Source organism: Thauera aminoaromatica (assembly GCF_000021765.1).
In the GTDB taxonomy this organism is placed as follows: domain Bacteria; phylum Pseudomonadota; class Gammaproteobacteria; order Burkholderiales; family Rhodocyclaceae; genus Thauera; species Thauera aminoaromatica.
This window is the reverse complement of the sequence record NC_011662.2, coordinates 98,122-117,371: the sequence shown is the minus strand read 5'-3', so window position 1 is coordinate 117,371 and position 19,250 is coordinate 98,122. Positions and strand designations below refer to the sequence as shown.

Here is a 19,250-nt window from a genome sequence, read left to right as displayed (position 1 = left end):
AAATGAACGGGCCCGCGGGGCCCGTTCCTGTATCTGTGGCGACTCGCGTCGCTCCTACGGACGCCTCCGAGAGCGCAGTGATTCTCGCAGGAGCGACGTAAGTCGCGATTACAGCGCACAAAACTCGCGCTGACGCATCGGAACCGCCCGGTCGCGACTCGCGTCGCCCCTACGGACGTCTCCCAGAGCGCAGTGATTCTCGCAGGAGCGACGCAAGTCGCGATTGCGGCGCACAAAACTCGCGCTGACGCATCGGAACCGCCCGATCGCGACTCGCGTCGCTCCTACGCACGTCTTCCAGAGCGCAGTGGTTCTCGTAGGAGCGACGCAAGTCGCGATTGCGGCGCACAAGACCCGCGCTGACGCATCGGGACCGCCCGATCGCGACTCGCGTCGCTCCTACGCACGTCTTCCAGAGCGCAGTGGTTCTCGTAGGAGCGACGCAAGTCGCGATTGCGGCGCACAAGACCCGCGCTGACGCATCGGAACCGCCCGATCGCGACTCGCGTCGCTCCTACGCACGTCTCCCAGAGCGCAGTGGTTCTCGGAGGAGCGACGCAAGTCGCGATTACAGCGGACTCAGGCGGCCTTGGCGGCGTTGAGGCGCTTGACCGCGTTGACGAAGCGCGACAGCGACTCCGACAGCACGCCGCGCGGGATCATCACCTCGATGAGCTGGAAGCGTCCGCGCGTGGCGATCGCCTTGTCGAGCGCAGCCTTCAGCTGCGCGCGCGTGTGCACGCGCACGCCGTCGCCACCCAGGCCCGCGGCCATCTGCGCGAAGCCCCAGTCGTCGAGGTCGTTGAAGCCTGACTCGGGCTGGAAGGTGCGCAGCATCTCCCAGCTCGCGTTATTGAACAACAGCACGATCGGATCCCAGCCGTAGCGCCGGCAGTTGCCGAGCTCCCAGCCGGTCATCTGGAAGGCGCCGTCGCCGACCAGGATCAGCGGCCGCTGCCCGGTGGCGGCCTGCACACCGAGACCGGCGGGCACGCCGAAGCCCATGGTGGCGTAGTAGCCGGGCGCGACCAGCGCGGTGTGCTCGATGTCCATCGCGGTGAACAGGCAGTCGCCCATGTCGGAGGCGATCGGCAGCTTGCCGTGGGCCGCCATCAGGTCGTTTACCGCGCAGGCGATGTCGGCGGGCGCGATCGTCGCTTCGTCCGCCTGCAGGCCGTGCGGAAAGGCGGGGCGGTCGACCGTGAAGTGCGCGTCGGCGTGCGGAACGCGCGCGAGAAGCCCGTCGATCAGGGCGTCGAGCGGGATGTCGGCATAGGTGTGGTAGCCCATCGTGACCCGGGCCTCGAGCGCCTGGATGGTGTGGCGCAGGTCGATGTGCTTGCCGGAGACGGCGAAGTTGGTGTCGGAGATGATCACCCCGACCAGGAACAGTCCGTCGGAATCCTCCACCAGCGCGCTCACCTCGGGCAGGCCGGCGAGCCCCATGTAGGTGCCCATCAGCGGGGCGTCCTGGTCGGCGAGCAGGCCGCGGCCCATGAAGCTGGTCACCACCGGGATGCCGAGCCGGCGCGACAGCTCTGCGACCTTGTCCTCCAGCCCGAAGCGGCGCACCTCGACGCCGGCCATCAGCACCGGGGCACGGGCCGCGCGCAGGCGTGCGAGGATCTCGTCCACACAGGCCGCGAGCGCGTCGGCATCGACCGCGCGCGGCGCCTCGCGCACTACCGGCGCGCATGGCCGGGCGACCATGTCGCGCGGGATCTCGATGTACACCGGCAGTGAATTGCGCACGCAGTTGCCGAGCACGCGCGCGATGTCGGCCGGCGCGCGTGCCGCGTCGTCGAGCCGCACCTGGTCGCAGGTGATCTCCTGGAAGATGCGCAACTGCGAGTCCAGCGTCTTGGCCTGGTGGTGCAGCAGCAGGCCGGATTGCGATTCGCCCAGCCCCGGTCCGCCCGAGATGACCACCAGCGGCGACTTCTCGGCATACGCGGCGGCGACCGCGTTGACCATGTTGAGCGCGCCGGCGCCGTAGGTGACCGCCGCCACCCCGATGCCACCCTGGACGCGCGCGGCCGCGTCGGCGGCGAAGCCCACGCCGGGCTCGTGCGACAGCGTGTGCAGCGGCAGGATGCCGGTCTGCTCGATGATGCGGAAATACGGCAAGGCGAAGTCGCCCGGGATGCCGAAGATCTGGCGTGCGCCGTGGTCGACCAGCGCGTGCAGCAGCGATTCGGTCAGGTTCATGCTCGTCTCCTCCTTGGTCTGGTGACGGGCATTATGGTTGGCCTGCTCCGCACCGTGTGCGCATCATGCGGGTATAAACTCTGCCGATACGCACGTTTCGTGCATTCTGAGGCCGGATGATGAGCACCCTGAGCATAGACCGCCACGATCTTGCGCTTCTCGACGCACTGCAGCGCAGCGGCGACGCGACCAACGCCACGCTCGGCGAGGCGGTGCACCTGTCCGCCTCGCAGGTCAGCCGTCGTCTGCAGCGCCTGCAGGAGGCCGGGCTGATCACCGGCTACGCGGCGCTGCTCGACCCTGCCGCGCTCGGGCTGGACGTGATGGCGTTCGCCCATGTGGTGCTCGAGCGCCACGGCGGCGTGCGCACCGAGGCCTTCGAGGACGGGGTCGCGGCCTTGCCGGAGGTGCTGGAGTGTTTTTCGGTGAGCGGCAATGCGGACTACGTGCTGCGCATCGTCGCGCCCGACCTCGCCGCCTTCTCCGAGCTGATGATGAAGCGCGTGCTGCGCCTGCCCGGCATCGCCAACATCAAGACCGATATCGTGCTCGGCAAGGTCAAGCAGACCCACGTGCTGCCGCTCGAGCACATCGCCCGCCCCGGCCGGCCCCGCCGCGGCGTGCGCTTCACTGTGAGCTGAAGCTTTCGCAGGAGAGACGGGCGTCGCGATGCCGCGCTTGCGCGGGCGCGCGCAAACCCGATGCGCTGCGATCGCGACTTGCGTCGCTCCTACGGAAAACCGGCACGGTGACAGGAGGGCCTGTGGGAGCGACGCAAGTCGCGATACCGCGCGTGCGCAAATCCGCTGCGCTGCGATCGTGACTTGCGTCGCTCCTGCGGAAAACCGGCGCGGTGTCAGGAGGGCCTGTGGGAGCGACGCGAGTCGCGATGCGGCGCCAGGCGGCCGGTGCGGGGCTTCAGCTTGCCTTGCGCGCAGCGCGCTTGCGCGGTGCGGCGGGTTCGGCGTCCTCGCCTGCGGCTTCGTCGCCTTTGCCGGCGGCGGGCTTGGCGCCGGCCTTGGGTGCCTTGGCCTCGAACTCGAAGCCGACCTTGCCGTCCTTGCCGCGCACCAGGAAGGCGGAGAACTTGCGCCGGGTGCGCGCCGATACGAAGCCCTTGAGCAACTCGGTCTTGCCCTCGGTCAGCAGCCTGGCCATCTGCTCGCGCTCGATCGGCTGCTGCAGGATGACCTTGCCGGAGCGGAAGTCGCAGCTCTTGCCCGGTCCGACCGACTTCTCGCATACATAGGCCATGCCGTGCTCGAAGACGCGGCTGGCGCATTTCGGGCAGGCGCCGACCGGCTGCTGATCGGAGAAATCCACCTCCTCCGCTTCCTCGCCTTCCTTGGGCTGGCCGAAGTCGAAGGTGGGCTGCTTGTCCTCGTTCAACACGATGTCGGCGTTGAACAGCCGCCCCATCTTGTTGCGGAAGCCGAGCAGCGGGCCGACCTTGCCTGCGCGCAGCAGGGTCTCGATCTCGTCGTACTCGAACTGGCGGCCGGCGACGATCTTCCAGGTGCTCCAGTCGCAGGCCTGGCAGGCGAACTTCTTGTAGTTCTCCTTCACCACCCCGCCGCATTTCGGACATGGTGTCTGCAGGGTGACGAATTCGCCGGGCACGGTGTCGGACTCGTAGCGCTTGGCGCGCTCGACCACCTCGCGCGTCATCTCGGCGATCTCGTTCATGAAGGCTTCGCGGCTGAGCTTGCCGTGCTCCATCTGCGCGAGCTTGTATTCCCAGCCGCCGGTGAGCTCGGGCGAGGTCAGCGCGGTGACGCCGAGGCCCTTCAGCAGCGTGATCAGCGAGAAGGCCTTGGCGCTCGGGATCAGCTCGCGGCCGTCGCGGTGGATGTACTGCTCGCTGATCAGGCCCTCGATGATCTGCGCGCGCGTGGCCGGGGTGCCGAGGCCGCGCTCGGCCATCGCCGCGCGCAGCTCCTCGTCGTCGACCATCTTGCCCGCGCCTTCCATGGCGGAGAGCAGCGTGGCTTCGTTGAAGCGCGCCGGCGGCTTGGTCTGCAGCGACTTGACCACGATGTCCTCGGTGGACACCGTCTCGCCCTGCTTCACCGCCACCAGCTGCGGGGCGCCGCCGTCCTTGGCGTCCTTCTCGTCGTTGGCGGCTTCCTTGCCATACACGGTCAGCCAGCCCGGATTGACCAGCACCTTGCCCTCGGTCTTGAAGGCCTCGCCCTCGACGCGGGTGATGCGGGTGGTGATCTGGTACTCGGCCGCGGGGTAGAACACCGCCAGGAAGCGCTTGGTGACCAGGTCGTAGATCTTGTGCTCGGCGTCCGACAGGCTCTTCGGCAGCGCCCCGGTGGGGATGATGGCGAAGTGGTCGGAGATCTTGGCGTTGTTGAAGATGCGCTTGTTCGGCCGCACCCAGCCCTGCCTGGTGATCTCGTTGGCGAAGGGCGCGTACTGGTCGGGCAGCGTGCGCATGACCTCGCCCACGGTGGCGAGATAGTCCTCGGGCAGCGCGCGCGCGTCGGTACGCGGGTAGGTCAGCACCTTGTGCTTTTCGTACAGCGCCTGCGCCAGTTGCAGGGTCACGCGGGCGGAGAAGCCGAAGCGGCCGTTGGCCTCGCGCTGCAGGCTGGTGAGGTCGAAGAGCAGCGGCGACAGCTGGGTGGAGGGCTTGGCCTCCTCGCTGACCACGCCCGGCTTGCCCGCGCACTTGGCGCGGATGGCCTCGGCCTGGGCCTTGTCCCACAGGCGGAAGGCGGTGGCGTGCTCGTCGCCTTCCGGGCGCTTGAACTTCTCGTCGAACCAGCGCCCGGGGTATTCGCCGGCGGCACAGCCGAAGCGCGCCTCGAGTTCCCAATAGTCGCGCGATTTGAACTTGCGGATGCGGTCCTCGCGCTCGACCACCATCGCCAGCGTCGGCGTCTGCACGCGGCCCACGGTGGTGAGGTGGAAGCCGCCGGTCTTGGAGTTGAACGCGGTCATCGCGCGCGTGCCGTTGATGCCGATCAGCCAGTCGGATTCGGCGCGGCAGATCGCGGCGTTGCGCAGGCCTTCGACGTCCTGCGCGGCGCGCAGGTGGGCGAAGCCGTCGCGGATCGCCTGCGCCGTCATCGACTGCAGCCACAGGCGCTGCATCGGCTTCTTCGTGCCGGCGTGCTGGGCGATGAAGTTGAAGATCAGCTCGCCTTCGCGGCCCGCGTCGCAGGCGTTGATGAGGCCGGTGACGTCCTTGCGCTTGATGAGTCGGGTGAGCAGCTTGAGGCGGTCCTCTGTCTTCTCGATCGGCTTGACCGCGAAGTGGGGCGGGATCACCGGCAGATGGGCGAAGGTCCATTTGCCGCGCTTGACCTCGAATTCCTCAGGCAGGGTGAGCTCGAGCAGGTGGCCGACGGCCGACGACAATACATATTCGTCGGACTCGAAGTAGTCCTTCTCCTTGGTGAAGCCGCCCAGCGCACGGGCGATGTCCTGCGCGACGGAAGGCTTTTCCGCGATGATCAGTTGCTTGCTCATGCTCGACGGTCAACGAGGGTCGCGCCGCGAGGGCGCGTGGGTTCGGAAGCGGCGGATGATAAGGACGGCCCGCCGGAACAGGCAAGCCGAGCGGGTGGACCGGTCAGTGCACCGTGGGTTCGTAGGCCCAGTCGTCTTCCTCGGTCAGCAACTCGTCCACCATCAGGGTGTCGATCGGCTCTTCCTGCTGCCACAGCACCATCAGCACGATGACCTTGAGCCGGTTGAGCGTGATGTTGAAGTCCGCCAGCGCCATCGCGCGTTCGATGATCAGCTCGCGGTGGGCGGTGCCGAGCACGCCGGCGCTCTCGAGCAGGCTCAGGAAGCCGCGGCAGCGACCGTCGAGCAGGGCCTGCTCTTCCTCGGTATAGATGCGCACCGACCCGGCCTGCGGTGCGGTGCCGGGGTGGATGTCGCGGGCGACGCGGCGCAGGCCGGCGAGCCACTCCAGCGCTTCGGAGATGTCGTCCTGCTCGAAGCCCGCCGCGGACAGCTTGCGGTTGAGCAGCTCCCCTTCCGGGCAGGCGTCGGCGTGGATGTAGCTCTCGAAGAGGTATACGAGGATGTCGAACAAGGCGGCCTCTCGTGGATCGGCAGGTGAGACGGAAGGGCCGGGCCCCCGCTGGGGCATGGGGACGGCGGCTCGCGGCCGCTCTTTCAGGTGATGCGCTGGAAGCGTCCGCCGGGCAGCTTGGCAAGGCGCCCTTCCAGTTCGAGTGGCAGCAGGATGGCGTAGAGGGCATCGACCGTCAAGCCGCAGCGTGCGGCGATCGTGTCGAGGTCCACCGGATCGTGGCCGATCGCCTCGAGCACGCGTGTGCGCTCGCCATCGAGCGCGAGCGCGGCCTGGCGAGGGGGTGCGGCCGGGACGGCGGGTACCGCGCCGCGACTCCGGCGGTCCTTTACCGATGCGGCGACCGGCGCTGGCCAGCCGAGGCGGCCGCGCAGTTCCTCGACGACGTCCTCCGCCGTCTCGACCAGCTTCGCGCCGTCGCGGATCAGGCGATGGCAGCCGCGCGACAGCGGCGAGTGGATCGAGCCGGGGATCGCGAACACCTCGCGGCCGGTCTCGGTGGCGAGGCGCGCAGTGATCAGCGAGCCGCTGCCGAGCGCCGCCTCGACCACCAGTACGCCCTCGGCCAGTCCGGCGATCAGGCGGTTGCGGCGCGGGAAGTTGTGCTGCAGAGGCGGCGTGCCGAGGGGAAACTCGCTGACCACCGCGCCGGCAGCGGCGATCTCGCGCGCGAGCGCGGCGTTGCGCGCCGGGTAGATGCGGTCGATGCCGGTGCCGATCACCGCCACCGTTCCGGCCCCTGTGCTGCCGGCGGCGAGCGCGCCGCGGTGTGCCGCGGCGTCGATGCCGAGCGCCAGTCCGCTGACGACGACGAGGCCTTGCTGGGCGAGCGTGCGCGCGAAGGCCTCGGCGTTGGCTTCGCCGGCCGCGGTCGCCGAGCGTGCGCCGACCAGCGCGATGCCCGGGCGCGATAGCAGCGCGGGTTCGCCCTTGACGTAGAGCAGCACCGGGGGATCGGCGATGTCGAAGAGTTGGCGCGGGTAGTCGGCGTCGGCCAGGGTCAGGACGCGGTTGCCGGCCTCGCTCGCCCATGCGAGCGTGCGCTCGATGTCTTCGTGTGCCGGCACGGCGAGCACGGCGTCCGCCGCCTGACCGCCCACCACCGCGGCGAGCGCGCCGCGTCCGGCGGCGAAGATGTGGCCGGGCAGGCCGAAGGCGGCGAGCAGGGCGCGCTGGCCCTGCGTGCCGACGCCCGGGATGCAGGCGAGGCGCAGCCAGTCGGCGAGGTCGTCGGCAGGCGCGGTCACGATCGGGCGGCTGCGGCTTGCCGGTGCCGGATCAGGGCTTGCGGAGGGTGTCGCCGATGGTGACCGGACCGTCGGACTCCATCACCAGCGCGTACGAGACGCGCTCGAAGACGCGGAACACGAAGGCCACGCCGTAGCGCTTTTCCGGCAGGCGGAAGCTTTCCTTGCCGTCCTCGCCGCGGTACTCGGCGACACCGCGGTTGCGATGGAGCGCGAGCACGTGGCCGCGTTCGAGGCCGTCCTGCTCGCCGACGTTGAGCGCGACCACGTTGAGGCGGCCGGTCTCGCTGACCCCACGATAGATGGAGAGGATCCTGCCCTCGACCTCGAAGTCCGGTGCATGCGGGGCGTAGGAAAACACGCTCGGCGGCTCGCTCGGCATCATCAGGTCGCCGGTGCCGATCTCCTCGACCGCGGAGACGATCTCCAGCGTCGTCGGTTCGCCGCGCTCGGTGACGCGGGCGGTGCCGAGATAGGCGGCTTCCCAGGCGATCGCCTCGCGCGTCTGCGGGTCTTCGAGCGCGCGCGCGGGGCGATAGATGTGCCAGATGTCCGCGTCGTCGCCGATATTTTTGGCGAAGACGGTGTCGCCGGTGCCGGTCAGCACGCGGCTGGTCTCGGTGGCGACGATGGTGGCCGAGCCGTCGAGGCGGGGCTGGTCGACCACCAGCGGACGGTTCAGGAAGGGCTCGATGATCTGCAGCGGAATGCTCGGCAGGGCCTCGGCGATCGGCTCGCTATGGACCTTCGGCTGCAGGCGGCCGTCGCGGGTGCCGCCATCGCCGACGCGCCGGCCCACGCTGAGCCATGGCCCGCTGCGGTCGAGCAGGACGACCTGGCCAGGATAGATGAGATGCGGGTTGCGGATTTCGTCGCGGTTCAGGCGCCAGACCTCGGGCCAGCGCCAAGGCTCCTGCAGGAAGCGCCCGGAGATGCCCCACAAGGTGTCGCCGCGCACCACGGTGTAGCTGTCGGGGGCGTCGGGGGCGAGGCGCACGTTCGACTGCGCGTGCGCGGCAGGGCCCAGCAGGCTCGCGAAGGCGACGAGCAGAGGGAATATAATTCGCATCATTGGACGCATCCGATCGGGACCTCGCGTGCCGGGTTCGACCCGGAACGCTGGCTATGCGCCGGGGTCGAAGCAACGAACCGCGCAGTGCGCGCGTGCTGCATACCGGTCGCGGATATTCCGGCTAAATACATGCCGAAGCGTGTGAAAACGCTTGAAATTCTGCACTCAAAGGCTTAACCCAGCAAGGTATTCATGGCTCTCCTACCCATTCTCCGCTACCCCGATCCCCGCCTCCACACGGTCGCCGCGCCGGTCGGCCGGGTCGACGACGAAATCCGCAGGCTGATCGCAGACATGGCCGAGACCATGTACGAAGCGCCCGGCATCGGGCTGGCCGCCACCCAGGTCGATGTGCACAAGCGCATCGTCGTCATCGACGTGTCCGAGGACAAGTCCGGCCTGATGGCGCTGATCAACCCCGAGATCCTGGAGCGTTCGGGCGAACAGGTGTGCGAGGAAGGTTGCCTGTCCGTACCCGGAATCTACGAGAAGGTGTCGCGCGCCGAGCGTGTGAAAGTTCGCGCCTTGAACGAAAAGGGTGAATCCTTCGAGTTCGAGGCCGACGGCCTGCTCGCGGTATGCGTGCAGCACGAGATCGACCACCTCGACGGCAAGGTCTTCGTCGAATACCTGTCGCAGCTCAAGCTCGGCCGCATCAAGTCCAAGCTGGCCAAGAAGGCCCGCATCACCGCGTGATGGCCGCCACCGCATCCGGGGCCGGCGGCCTGCGCGTCGCCTTCGCCGGTACCCCCGAATTCGCCGCGCAGGCGCTCGACGCCATCCTGAAGGCCGCTTACGCGGTCCCGCTCGTGTTGACCCAGCCCGACCGCCCCGCCGGTCGCGGCATGAAGCTCAGCCCGAGCGCGGTCAAGCAGCTCGCGCTCGCCCACGGCATCGAGGTCGACCAGCCCGAGAAGCTGCGCACCGAAGAGCAGCGTGCCCGCCTCGTCGCCTGCGCGCCCGACGTGCTGGTGGTCGCCGCCTACGGCCTCATCCTGCCGCCCGCGGTGCTGGCGCTGCCGCGCCTGGGCTGCATCAACATCCACGCCTCGCTGCTGCCGCGCTGGCGTGGTGCGGCGCCCATCCATCGTGCGATCGAGGCCGGCGACGCCGAGACCGGCATCACCATCATGCAGATGGACGAGGGCCTGGACACCGGCCCGATGCTGCTGCGGCGCGCGCTGCCGATCGCCGCGGACGACACCACCGCCAGCCTGCACGACCGCCTCGCCGCGCTCGGCGGCGCATGCATCGTCGAGGCGCTCGCCGCGCTCGCCGCCGGCGCGCTGGTCGCGACGCCGCAGCCGGCGGAGGGCGTCACCTACGCAGCCAAGATCGGCCGCGCCGAGGCCGACATCGACTGGAGCCGGCCGGCGGCGGAGATCGAGCGCGCCATGCGTGCCTTCGACCCCTTCCCGGGGGCCGTGTCCAGCCTGCGCGACACCGCGGTCAAGTGCTGGAAGGCACGGGTCGTGGCCGGCGAGGGCGAGCCGGGCCGGGTGCTCGCGGTCGATGCGGACGGCATCGTCGTGGCCTGCGGGCGCGACGCGCTGCGTTGCACGGTGTTACAGCGCCCGGGCAGCAAGCGCCTGCCCGCGGGGGAATTCCTGCGCGGTTTCCCGGTCTCTGTGGGCGAACGCTTCGCGTCTGCGACGTGAGCGCGCGGCGCGTCCGTGGCGGCCTTGAAGGCGGTCGCGGACGCCCCAAGCTACACTGACGAATCAATCTCTCGCAGGAAGGATCCCGCAATGTTCGGAAACTGGATCAAGACCTCCATCCTGATGGCCGGCATCGTCGCCCTGTTCGGGGCGATGGGCGCGGCCATCGGCGGCCAGCAGGGCATGCTGATCGCGCTCGTGATGGGTGGCGCGATGAACGTCTGGGCCTACTGGTTCTCGGACAAGATGGTGCTGAAGATGTACAAGGCGCGCGAGGTCGATGCCGCCTCCTCGCCCTACCTGTACAACATGGTGGCGGAGCTCGCCCGCCGTGCCGAGCTGCCGATGCCGAAGGTGTACATCATCGACGAGGCCCAGCCCAATGCCTTCGCCACCGGCCGCAACCCCGACAACGCCGCGGTGGCGGCGACTACCGGCATCATCCGCATGCTCTCCGAGCGCGAGCTGCGCGGGGTGATGGCGCACGAACTGGCACACGTGAAGAACCGCGACATCCTGATCTCGACCATCTCGGCCACCATCGCGGGCGCGATCTCGATGCTGGCCAACTTCGGCATGTTCTTCGGCGGCCGCGAGGGCGAGGAGCGTCCCAACCCCATCGTCTCGATCGCGATGATGATCCTCGCCCCGCTCGCCGGCATGCTGATCCAGATGGCGATCAGCCGCACCCGCGAGTTCGGCGCCGACCGCGGTGGCGCGGAGATCTCCGGCGATCCCGCCGCGCTCGCCGCCGCGCTCGCCAAGATCGACGCCTACGCGCGCGGCATCCCGATGCACACAGCCGAGCGCCACCCGGAGACCGCGCAGATGATGATCATGAACCCGCTCTCCGGCGGCGGCCTGCGCGGGCTGTTCTCGACGCACCCCTCCACCCAGGAGCGCATCGCGCGCCTGCAGACCATGCGCTGAGGCCTGCCCGACGCTCAGTCCGACGCGAAGGCGCTGCGGATCAGGGCGAGCAGCTCGCCCGGCCGCACCGCCTCGCCGAAGGCACCGGCGCGCAGCAGGCATTCGCGCCGCGCCGCGCGACGCGAGGGATCGAACTCGGCGTGATAGAAGATGACCGGCGGTCGCCGCGGGCGTGCGGCGAGCATGCGTAGCAGCTCGAGTCCGGCGCTCGATGCGGTGGCGGCCGGTTCGGCTCGGTCCCAATCCGACAGTATCAGGTCGAAACCTTCCTCGTCCGCGTCGAGGCAGGCGATCGCTTCCCCGGTGCTGCGCACGTTCACCACCTCGACCTGCAGTTTCGCCAGCGCGGCCAGCTCATGGCGGTTGTTTTCCGGGCGGTCGTCCACCCAGAGCACGCGCTTCTGCGCGGGCATGTCGATCAGCGCCTCGGCCAGGCCCTCCGCCTCGCCGCTGCCGATGCCCTGCACGCCCTTGATGCGCGCCGCGAGGGCGAGCTCGTTTGCGAACGCGGCGATGGTGCGCTCGAGCAGGGCGTCGGTGCGGGCGTCCCGGGTCGCGGCCATCCTGGGCGCCGGACGCGCCATTTCGAGCGTGCGGACAGGCTCTTCCGGAAGCGGCACGCTTGCGACCGCCGTACCGAAACCGCTCGCGCGCGGTACGGACGGCGCCTCCGGCGGGGCTGCCGGCGGGGCTGCCGGGGGCGGTGCGCTCGCCCAGCGCTGGCGGATGGCCTCGACCGCGCGCCGGATGCCCTTGGCGACGTCGGTCCAGGCCTCGTCGCGGTTGGGCCACGAGGTCACCGGGCGCAGGTCGGTGGGCAAGCCCTGCAGGTGGGCGAAGGGCGCGTCCTCGAGATCGACCGCGCGCAGCAGCACCGGGATCACGCTGGCGTCGCCGCGCCGGGCGCGTTCGATCGCGGTGGCGAGCTCCTTGCCCCAGATATAGTCGGAGTTGAGGAAGTCCATGCTCACCAGCAGCAGGATCAGGTCTGCCATGGCGAGCTGCTCGTCGATCGCCTTGTCCCACTCCTGCCCGGGGACGATGCCGCGATCGTGCCAGGGACGGATCACGCCCTTGCGCCGCAGCAGCGCGAGGTGGCCGTCGAGCTCGTCGCGCAGCTTTTCGTCCTCGTGCGCGTAGCTGTAGAAGAGATCCACCGGTTCCATCACGATGCTCCATCGGGTTGCCGCCTGATCTTCACCATAGATCAGGCCGGCTCCGTCTGCGTGGTGTCGGGACCCCCGCCTCGCCCGAGCCCTTCCCGGCCCGCTTCCACGGCGCACTTCGGTGCGGAGCCTCCGCGCGCGGACCAGAACGCCTGCATGCATCGGCTTGGTGTAGGCTAGCGGTCCCACCAGCCGGCGACGCAGGCACGTGCCGGCGCAACCCTCACCTGAAGGAGATCGACATGAGCAAAGTCACCCTTGGCGGCAACCCGATCGACGTGGCGGGCCGTTTCCCGCAGGCCGGCGAGGCGGCGCCCGTCTTCAGGCTCACCGGCGCCGATCTCGCCGACGTGGGCCTCGAGGCCTTCGCCGGCAAGCGCAAGGTGCTGAACATCGTCCCCAGCCTGGACACCCCGGTGTGCGCCACCTCGACCCGCAAGTTCAACGCCGAGGCCGCCGGCCTCGCGGATACCGTGGTGCTGGTCGTGTCCGCCGACCTGCCCTTCGCCGCCAAGCGCTTCTGCGAGACCGAAGGCCTGAAGAACGTGCATACGCTGTCGACCTTCCGCAACCCGAAGTTCGCGCAGGACTACGGCGTCGCGATCACCTCCGGCCCGCTCGCCGGCGTCACCGCGCGCGCGGTCGTGGTCGTCGATGGCAACGACAAGGTGGTGTATTCGCAGCTCGTGCCCGAGATCAAGGAAGAGCCCGACTACGCCGCCGCGCTCGCCGCGCTGAAGTAAGCCGCCGTGCCGCGGGCGTCGCCGCCGGGCGCGGTGGCGACGCTCAGCGCCGGGACGAGCCCTGGCTGGCCGCCGCCGGGCGCTGCGGCTCGTCGAAGCGGCTGTCGTCCTCGAGCGGGAACACGCCCAGCCCCTGGGTGGCCAGTCGCACCGTGGTCGGCCCGCGGTCCTGCGACAGCTTGAACAGCTGCTCGCCCATGCGCACGATGCAGCCCTCGAACATCTCGCGCTCCGCATTCACCCGTGCCTCGCGGGTGAGCGCGAGGCGGTGCTGCAGATCCTCCTCCTCGCTGCGCAAGCTCTCGATCTCGCCCGACAGCGCGCTCGCCGTCTGCTCGGCACGTCCCAGCATCTCGGGTGTCACGCGATCGGGATGGCGGTCGGCGAAGGTGAGCATCTTGCCGATCTCGAGCAAGCGGTTCTCGAGTGCGTCGCGCGCCTCGGCCTTCTCCTGGATGGCGTGTTCCAGCCCGTTGTCCATGCCGATCTCGAGCTCGGTGCGGATGCGGCTGTTCGCGCCGATCGTGCGCGCGTGGATGGACAGGCTGGCGCGGCAATGGCCGCCGACGATCTGGCCGCGCAGGCGCTTGCCTACGCGGATGTGGTTGCGTGCCTCGAGCTGGCACTGCATGGCGACGTCGTCGATGAAGATCGAGTCGCCCGCGCTGATGCGCGCCTGCTGCGCGTAGGTGGCGCAGAAGCTGCCCTCGCAGCGGATCGCGTGCGCGCTGTAATCCTTGCCGGCGGTCTTGCCGCCCAGCCCGCCGAGCACGCCGCCCTTGACCACGATGCTGCCGCCGGCCTCCAGCGTGGCCGGCTCGACCACGCCGCCGACCTCGATGTCGCCGCTGGCGCGCACCGTCATCCCGGCCTGCACATCGTTGCGGATGCGCACGCTGCCGTCGAAGTCGATGTTGCCGGTGGCGAGGTTGACCGCATCCACGGTGAAGATCGGCTCCACCATCGCGCCGTTGCGCACCCGCACCGGCTGGCCGTCGCAGGCAGCCACGAGCAGCTCGGGGTCCTCGGGCGAGATCGCGGTGCCGCGCAGGCCGGGGGCGAAGCGCTGCTCGCGACCGCGCCGCGCCACGATCGGCCGGCCGTACACATTGACGCCGTCGACTCCGGGCTGCGGGGGATGGCGGCGCATCAGCGCATCGCCGGCGTGGACGACGAGGATCTCGCCGAGGTCGCGGTAGTCGGTGCGGCCGCAGGGGCGCACGCTGGGTACGCGCTCGCGCGTCTCCGGCAGCAGGTACTCGAGCCAGCCGTCCTTGCCCGGTTCCGGTTCCCGGCCGCGCGCGATGGCGAGGTCGTCGGCCTGACCGTCGGCGATGGCGCGGTTCATCTCCTCCAGCAGCAGGCCCTCGACGATGCCGCGCGATTCGATCAGGGCGAGCAGTTCGGTCTTGCTCGCCGGCTTGCCACCCTTGGCCGGCACGATGCTCAGGCGTGCGACCAGTCCGTCCAGCGAGACTCCGATCTGCATCGACGCATCCACGCACTGCGCGATCTCGACCGGCGCCACCGCCTCGCCGGCGTTGTACTGGGCGATCAGGCGGCGGATCGGGTCGGGGCGGATCTGCAGGTCGGCGTAGCCCGCGGCTTCGAGCCGTCGGCGCAGCCACAAGGCGTCGATGCGCGGAAAATGCGGGTCATGGGCGATGCTCACGCTCAGGACGCGCGTGAGTTCGTCGAACGACACCTCCAGTTCCGGGCCTTCCGTGGGCTGCTTGTCCATGTTTCCAGTGCGATCCGATCAGCAAGGTCCGCGTGCGCGGTCGGGGGATTGTAGCCGCGCGCATATTGTTGGTGCCAATGGGGCGAACCTGATTCGACGCCCGCGGCCGTGTCGCCCGTGCAATGCTCAGGCGCCCAGTGCGCGGGCGATGAAGTGCCTGGCCACGCGCGGGCGCGGCACCTTGTCCTCGAACCAGGCGCGCACGTCGGTGTCCAGGCCGATGCCGTGCATGTAGTTGTATAGCGCCTTGTTGAGCGCCTTGCCGAGGCGGTCGTGGTCCACCCCGGTGGGGTCGATGAAGCCGACGTCGTTCTTCGCGAACGTGATCTCGGGCAGCGCCACCAGGGTGACGCCGAACTCCTCCGGGTTCCTGCCCACCGGAGAATGCACGGTGCATGCGAAACGATGGAAGAAGCCCGACTGGATGCAGCCGGCTTCGAAGAGCTGGCGCACGTATTCGAGCGCGTCGACGGTGTCGTGCACCGTCTGGGTGGGGAAGCCGTACATCAGGTAGGCGTGCACCAGCACCCCGGCCGCGGTGAAGGCGTGGGTGACGCGCGCGACCTGCTCGACCGAAACGCCCTTCTTCATCAGCTGCAGCAGGCGGTCGGAGGCCACCTCCAGCCCGCCCGAGACCGCGATGCAGCCGCTGTCGGCGAGCAGCTGGCAGAGCTCGGGGCTGAAGGATTTCTCGAAGCGGATGTTGCCCCACCACGAGATCGCCAAGCCGCGCCGCAGCAGCTCCTCGGCGAGCGCACGCAAGGCCTTGGGCGGCGCGGCCTCGTCGACGAAGTGGAAGCCGGTCTGGCCGGTCTCGGCGATGATCGCCTCGATGCGGTCGACCAGCAGGCCGGCGGCGGCGCCGTCGTAGCGGCCGATGTAGTCGAGGCTGACGTCGCAGAAGCTGCACTTCTTCCAGTAGCAGCCGTGGGCCACGGTGAGCTTGTTCCAGCGCCCGTCCGACCACAGGCGGTGCATCGGGTTGAGCATGTCGAGCACCGACAGGTAGCCGTCCAGCGGCAGGCCGTCCCAGGTCGGGGTGCCGACCTCGGCGAAGGGCACGTCGGGCTCGGCGAGGTTGATGTAGCGCACCTGGCCCGTATCCGCATCGCGCACGAAGGTCCGCACCAGCCGGGATCTGCCGCGCCGGCCCTGCAGGTGCTCGAGCAGCGCGAGCAGCGGGCGCTCGCCGTCGTCGAGCGTGACGTAGTCGAAATGGTCGAACACCCGTGGCTCGGCGAGCTCGCGCAGCTCGGTATTGACGAAGCCGCCGCCGAGCACGGTGACGATCTCCGGATGCGCGGCCTTGATCGCCTGCGCGATGCGGAAGGCGCCGTACACCGAGCCCGGGAAGGGGGTGGAGACCAGCACCACCTGCGGCGAGTGGCGGGAGAGGGCTTCGAGGGTCAGGTCTTTCAAATACGCGTCGACCAGCGTCGGTGCGGCGGCAAGCGCGGCGGCGAGCGGCTCGAAGGTGGGCTGGCTCATCGCCAGCGTCTCGGCGTAGCGCACGAACTCGAAGCGCGCATCCACCGCGTCGCGCAGGATGTCGGCGAGCTCGTTGAGGTACAGCGTCGCCAGGTGGCGCGCGCGGTCGGCGAGGCCGAGGGCGCCGAAGGCCCAGGCGAGCGGGTCGCCGCCCTCGGGGTCGTCCGGGTCGACGTAGGCGTCCACCGCATCGAAGCGCGGCCCCTCGGGCAGGAAGGTCCGGCTGGCGATGCGGTGCGCGATGGTCGGGTCGCGACCCTGCAGGAAGGCGATGGTGGGGTCGACGGTGTAGCGGTAGCGCGCGAAGTGGTCGAGAAAGCCCTGTACCAGCGGCGTGCGCCGCTTCTTCGGCAGCGCCTCGGCGCGGGCGCGGATGTCGTCCAGCCCGGCGGGCGAGAGCAGGCGCAGCACCAGCTTCAGCGCCAGGTCTTCCTGCACCGCATCCACCCCGCGCGAGCGCAGGAAGCCGGTGAGGTAGGCGGTGGACGGGTAGGGCGTGTTGAGCTGCGTCATCGGCGGGATGACGGAGAGCACGCGGATCGGGTGGGCGGAGGGCGGCGCGGCGGACATGGCGGATGTTGCGGGCGAAGGGCGCGAGGATGCCGCAGCCGCTACTGGAACGCCACCTCGGCGAAGCTGCGCAGCTTGCGGCTGTGCAGGCGGTCGACGCCTTGTTCGCGCAACTGCTCGAGCGCGCGGATGCCGATGCGCAGGTGCTGGTCCACCCGCTCGCGGTAGAACTTGTCGGCCATGCCGGGCAGCTTGATCTCGCCGTGCAGCGGCTTGTCGCTGACGCACAGCAGGGTGCCGTAGGGCACGCGGAAGCGGAAGCCGTTGGCGGCGATGGTGGCGGATTCCATGTCGAGCGCCACCGCGCGGCTCTGGCTGAAGCGGCGCTCCGGGCTGCTCGACATGCCGTGCGAGGGCAGCAGCTCCCAGTTGCGGTTGTCGGTGCTGGCGACGGTGCCGGTGCGCATCAGGCGCTTGAGCTCGTAGCCGGACAGCTGCGTGACCTCGGCCACGGCGGCCTCGAGCGCGACCTGCACCTCGGCCAGCGGCGGGATCGGCACCCAGGGCGGGAGCTCCTCGTCGAGCACGTGGTCCTCGCGCACGTAGCCGTGGGCGAGCACGTAGTCGCCCAGATGCTGGCTGTTGCGCAGCCCGGCGCAGTGGCCGAGCATGATCCAGGCGTGCGGGCGCAGCACCGCGATGTGGTCGGTGATGGTCTTGGCGTTGGCCGGGCCGACGCCGATATTCACCATCGTGATGCCGGCGTGGTCGCCGCGCACCAGGTGGTAGGCCGGCATCTGCGGCAGGCGCGGCGGCGGGGTGCCATCGGCGTCCTCGGCCTGCGGCGGAAGGTCGGCGCGGCGGGTGAGCACGTTGCCCGGCTCGACGAAGGCCTCGTAGCCGTGGCCGGAGGCGGTGTCGGCCATGAGCTCGTGGCCGAGGCGGATGAACTCGTCGATGTAGAACTGGTAGTTGGTGAACAGCACGAAGTTCTGGAAGAAGGCCGGCCGCGTGCCGGTGTAGTGGCGCAGCCGGTGCAGCGAGTAATCCACCCGCGGCGCGGTGAACAGCGCGAGCGGATGCGGTTCGCCGGGGCCGGGCTCGAAGGTGCCGTTGGCGATGCCGTCGTCCATGGCGCCCAAGTCGGGCAGGTCGAAGTGATCGCGCAGCAGGCGGCGGCGCTCGGGGCCGAGGTGGCCTTCCAGGTAGTCGTGCTCGGGCAGGGCGAAATGCACCGGGATGGGCTGCGTGCTGCTGCCCACCTGCAAGGCTACGCCGTGGTTCTGCACCAGCAGGCGGAATTGCTCCAGGTAGTAGTCCGCGAACAGGTCGGGCCGGGTCAGCGTGGTCTCGAACACGCCCGGCCCGGCGACGAAGCCGTAGGACAGCCGCGAATCGGCGCGCGCCACGGTGTCGGTGCGCACGCGCAGCAGCGGGTAGCAGGCGCGCACGTGGCGGCCGATGTCGGCGCCGTCGACGTAGTGCTGCAGGCCGCGGCGCAGGTGGTCGACCGCGAGGTCGTAGATCTCGTGCACCCGGGCCAGCGCCGCGGCCGGATCGGCGAAGTCCTCGACGTCGAAGTGGGGGGCGTGGCCGTTCATCGTTTGCGGGTGCTCGTGGTTCAGGTGCGCGCGAGCAGGCGCTGGACCGCCTCGAGGTGCTCGGGCTCGTTGTGGCACATGCCCTGGAAGGCGGCGGAAAGGTCGAGGAAGTCCTTCAGTTCCATGCGCTGCGCCATCTTCATCAGGCGCTTGGTGAGGCGCAGGGCCTTGGGAGGCTGGGCGGCGAAGCGTGCGGCCAGCTCGTGCGCGCGGGGCAGCAACTGCTCGGGCTCGACCACCTCGAGCACGATGCCGAGCGTCTTCGCCTCCGCGGCGCCGACGATGCGGCCCGAGAGCGTGAGCTCGAAGGCCTGCTGGTAGCCGATCAGGCGCTGCATGAACCAGGCGCCGCCGTCGCCGGGGATGATGCCGAGGTTGAGGAAGGTCTCGCCGAACTTCGCCTTGGTCGATGCGATGCGGATGTCGGCCATGTTGGCGAGGTCGAAGCCGGCGCCGATCGCCGGGCCGTTGACCGCGGCGATGACCGGCACCTCGACCGCCTGCAGCGCCAGCGGGATGCGCTGGATGCCCTGGCGGTAGCGGGTGGCGACCTCGGCCACGTCGCCGGCGAAGTCGCCGCCGCGCGCCGCCATGTCCTTGACGTTGCCGCCCGCGGAGAAGGCCGCGCCTTCGCCGGTGATGACGAGGACGGAGACCTCCTCGCAGCGGTTCACCCATTCGGCCACGCCGACGATGTCGTCGATCAGCGCGGTGCCGGTGAGCGCGTTGCGCACGTCGTCGCGCGCCAGCGTGAGGGTGGCGACGCGCTTGTCGAGTTGGAGGCGGGCGTCGTGGACGGTGGGCAGGGTCATCGTGCGGTCTCCTTGTG

Annotated in this window: 15 protein-coding genes; 5 read left to right on the top strand and 10 right to left on the bottom strand. The window is 69.8% G+C overall.

Features of this window, described 5'->3' with window-relative positions:
- Positions 1 to 579: 579 nt before the first annotated feature.
- Positions 580 to 2,208, bottom strand: coding sequence for an indolepyruvate/phenylpyruvate decarboxylase (gene ipdC, locus TMZ1T_RS00460; protein ID WP_012584242.1), 1,629 nt, complete (start codon positions 2,206 to 2,208; stop codon positions 580 to 582).
- 119 nt (positions 2,209 to 2,327) lie between these two features.
- Between ipdC and TMZ1T_RS00455 the strand changes: the two genes are divergently transcribed.
- On the top strand, positions 2,328 to 2,849 hold the full coding sequence (locus tag TMZ1T_RS00455) for an Lrp/AsnC family transcriptional regulator (protein WP_004302896.1): 522 nt from the start codon (positions 2,328 to 2,330) through the stop codon (positions 2,847 to 2,849).
- Between the two features lie 277 nt (positions 2,850 to 3,126).
- Here the strand turns inward: TMZ1T_RS00455 and TMZ1T_RS00450 are convergent, their stop codons facing one another.
- From TMZ1T_RS00450 to TMZ1T_RS00435, 4 genes are all read right to left on the bottom strand, one after another.
- Positions 3,127 to 5,691 (bottom strand): DNA topoisomerase III, encoded by a 2,565-nt coding sequence (locus TMZ1T_RS00450; RefSeq protein WP_012584241.1) that lies wholly within the window; start codon positions 5,689 to 5,691, stop codon positions 3,127 to 3,129.
- A 103-nt stretch (positions 5,692 to 5,794) separates the two neighbouring features.
- A complete protein-coding gene (locus TMZ1T_RS00445) occupies positions 5,795 to 6,265 on the bottom strand; it encodes a DUF494 domain-containing protein (protein WP_012584240.1) in 471 nt (156 codons plus the stop codon).
- 83 nt (positions 6,266 to 6,348) lie between these two features.
- On the bottom strand, positions 6,349 to 7,512 hold the full coding sequence (gene dprA, locus TMZ1T_RS00440) for a DNA-processing protein DprA (RefSeq protein ID WP_004302891.1): 1,164 nt from the start codon (positions 7,510 to 7,512) through the stop codon (positions 6,349 to 6,351).
- Positions 7,513 to 7,543: 31 nt separating this feature from the next.
- The gene (locus TMZ1T_RS00435; RefSeq protein ID WP_041589585.1) at positions 7,544 to 8,584 is read right to left on the bottom strand and encodes a LysM peptidoglycan-binding domain-containing protein; all 1,041 of its coding nucleotides are present in this window, start codon (positions 8,582 to 8,584) and stop codon (positions 7,544 to 7,546) included.
- A gap of 192 nt (positions 8,585 to 8,776) precedes the next feature.
- On the opposite strand from TMZ1T_RS00435, the gene def reads away from it, so the two are divergent.
- From def to htpX, 3 genes are all read left to right on the top strand, one after another.
- Positions 8,777 to 9,280 carry a peptide deformylase gene (gene def / locus TMZ1T_RS00430; protein WP_004302887.1) on the top strand — a complete coding sequence of 168 codons (504 nt, stop codon included), beginning with the start codon at positions 8,777 to 8,779 and terminating at the stop codon, positions 9,278 to 9,280.
- A complete protein-coding gene (gene fmt, locus TMZ1T_RS00425) occupies positions 9,280 to 10,242 on the top strand; it encodes a methionyl-tRNA formyltransferase (protein ID WP_012584238.1) in 963 nt (320 codons plus the stop codon). The genes def and fmt overlap by 1 nt, the downstream gene beginning before the upstream one ends.
- A 90-nt stretch (positions 10,243 to 10,332) precedes the next feature.
- Positions 10,333 to 11,172 carry a zinc metalloprotease HtpX gene (htpX, locus tag TMZ1T_RS00420; RefSeq protein ID WP_004302884.1) on the top strand — a complete coding sequence of 280 codons (840 nt, stop codon included), beginning with the start codon at positions 10,333 to 10,335 and terminating at the stop codon, positions 11,170 to 11,172.
- 14 nt (positions 11,173 to 11,186) lie between these two features.
- Here the strand turns inward: htpX and TMZ1T_RS00415 are convergent, their stop codons facing one another.
- The gene (locus TMZ1T_RS00415) at positions 11,187 to 12,338 is read right to left on the bottom strand and encodes a TIR domain-containing protein (protein WP_004302882.1); all 1,152 of its coding nucleotides are present in this window, start codon (positions 12,336 to 12,338) and stop codon (positions 11,187 to 11,189) included.
- A gap of 242 nt (positions 12,339 to 12,580) precedes the next feature.
- Here TMZ1T_RS00415 and tpx point away from each other — a divergent pair, with 242 nt between their 5' ends.
- Entirely contained in the window at positions 12,581 to 13,081 is a 501-nt protein-coding gene (gene tpx / locus TMZ1T_RS00410; RefSeq protein ID WP_012584237.1) for a thiol peroxidase, read from the top strand.
- Positions 13,082 to 13,124: 43 nt separating this feature from the next.
- Here the strand turns inward: tpx and TMZ1T_RS00405 are convergent, their stop codons facing one another.
- The 4 genes from TMZ1T_RS00405 to TMZ1T_RS00390 form a co-directional block, all read right to left on the bottom strand.
- Positions 13,125 to 14,822: a DUF342 domain-containing protein gene (locus tag TMZ1T_RS00405; RefSeq protein ID WP_004302878.1), complete on the bottom strand. Its 1,698-nt coding sequence runs from the start codon at positions 14,820 to 14,822 to the stop codon at positions 13,125 to 13,127.
- Positions 14,823 to 14,948: 126 nt separating this feature from the next.
- Positions 14,949 to 16,880 carry a B12-binding domain-containing radical SAM protein gene (locus TMZ1T_RS00400; RefSeq protein ID WP_012584236.1) on the bottom strand — a complete coding sequence of 644 codons (1,932 nt, stop codon included), beginning with the start codon at positions 16,878 to 16,880 and terminating at the stop codon, positions 14,949 to 14,951.
- A 41-nt stretch (positions 16,881 to 16,921) separates the two neighbouring features.
- Positions 16,922 to 18,421: an AMP nucleosidase gene (locus TMZ1T_RS00395; RefSeq protein ID WP_012584235.1), complete on the bottom strand. Its 1,500-nt coding sequence runs from the start codon at positions 18,419 to 18,421 to the stop codon at positions 16,922 to 16,924.
- Between the two features lie 20 nt (positions 18,422 to 18,441).
- Positions 18,442 to 19,233 (bottom strand): enoyl-CoA hydratase-related protein, encoded by a 792-nt coding sequence (locus TMZ1T_RS00390; RefSeq protein WP_004302873.1) that lies wholly within the window; start codon positions 19,231 to 19,233, stop codon positions 18,442 to 18,444.
- Positions 19,234 to 19,250 lie beyond the last annotated feature (17 nt).

Coding starts and splice junctions, on each gene's coding strand:
- TMZ1T_RS00400 (WP_012584236.1), bottom strand. CDS start 16,880: ATGTCCGCCGCGCCGCCCTCCGCCCACCCGATCCGCGTGCTCTCCGTC.
- fmt (WP_012584238.1), top strand. CDS start 9,280: ATGGCCGCCACCGCATCCGGGGCCGGCGGCCTGCGCGTCGCCTTCGCC.
- TMZ1T_RS00395 (WP_012584235.1), bottom strand. CDS start 18,421: ATGAACGGCCACGCCCCCCACTTCGACGTCGAGGACTTCGCCGATCCG.
- tpx (WP_012584237.1), top strand. CDS start 12,581: ATGAGCAAAGTCACCCTTGGCGGCAACCCGATCGACGTGGCGGGCCGT.
- TMZ1T_RS00405 (WP_004302878.1), bottom strand. CDS start 14,822: ATGGACAAGCAGCCCACGGAAGGCCCGGAACTGGAGGTGTCGTTCGAC.
- ipdC (WP_012584242.1), bottom strand. CDS start 2,208: ATGAACCTGACCGAATCGCTGCTGCACGCGCTGGTCGACCACGGCGCA.
- htpX (WP_004302884.1), top strand. CDS start 10,333: ATGTTCGGAAACTGGATCAAGACCTCCATCCTGATGGCCGGCATCGTC.
- TMZ1T_RS00450 (WP_012584241.1), bottom strand. CDS start 5,691: ATGAGCAAGCAACTGATCATCGCGGAAAAGCCTTCCGTCGCGCAGGAC.
- TMZ1T_RS00415 (WP_004302882.1), bottom strand. CDS start 12,338: ATGGAACCGGTGGATCTCTTCTACAGCTACGCGCACGAGGACGAAAAG.
- TMZ1T_RS00390 (WP_004302873.1), bottom strand. CDS start 19,233: ATGACCCTGCCCACCGTCCACGACGCCCGCCTCCAACTCGACAAGCGC.
- TMZ1T_RS00455 (WP_004302896.1), top strand. CDS start 2,328: ATGAGCACCCTGAGCATAGACCGCCACGATCTTGCGCTTCTCGACGCA.
- TMZ1T_RS00435 (WP_041589585.1), bottom strand. CDS start 8,584: ATGATGCGAATTATATTCCCTCTGCTCGTCGCCTTCGCGAGCCTGCTG.
- def (WP_004302887.1), top strand. CDS start 8,777: ATGGCTCTCCTACCCATTCTCCGCTACCCCGATCCCCGCCTCCACACG.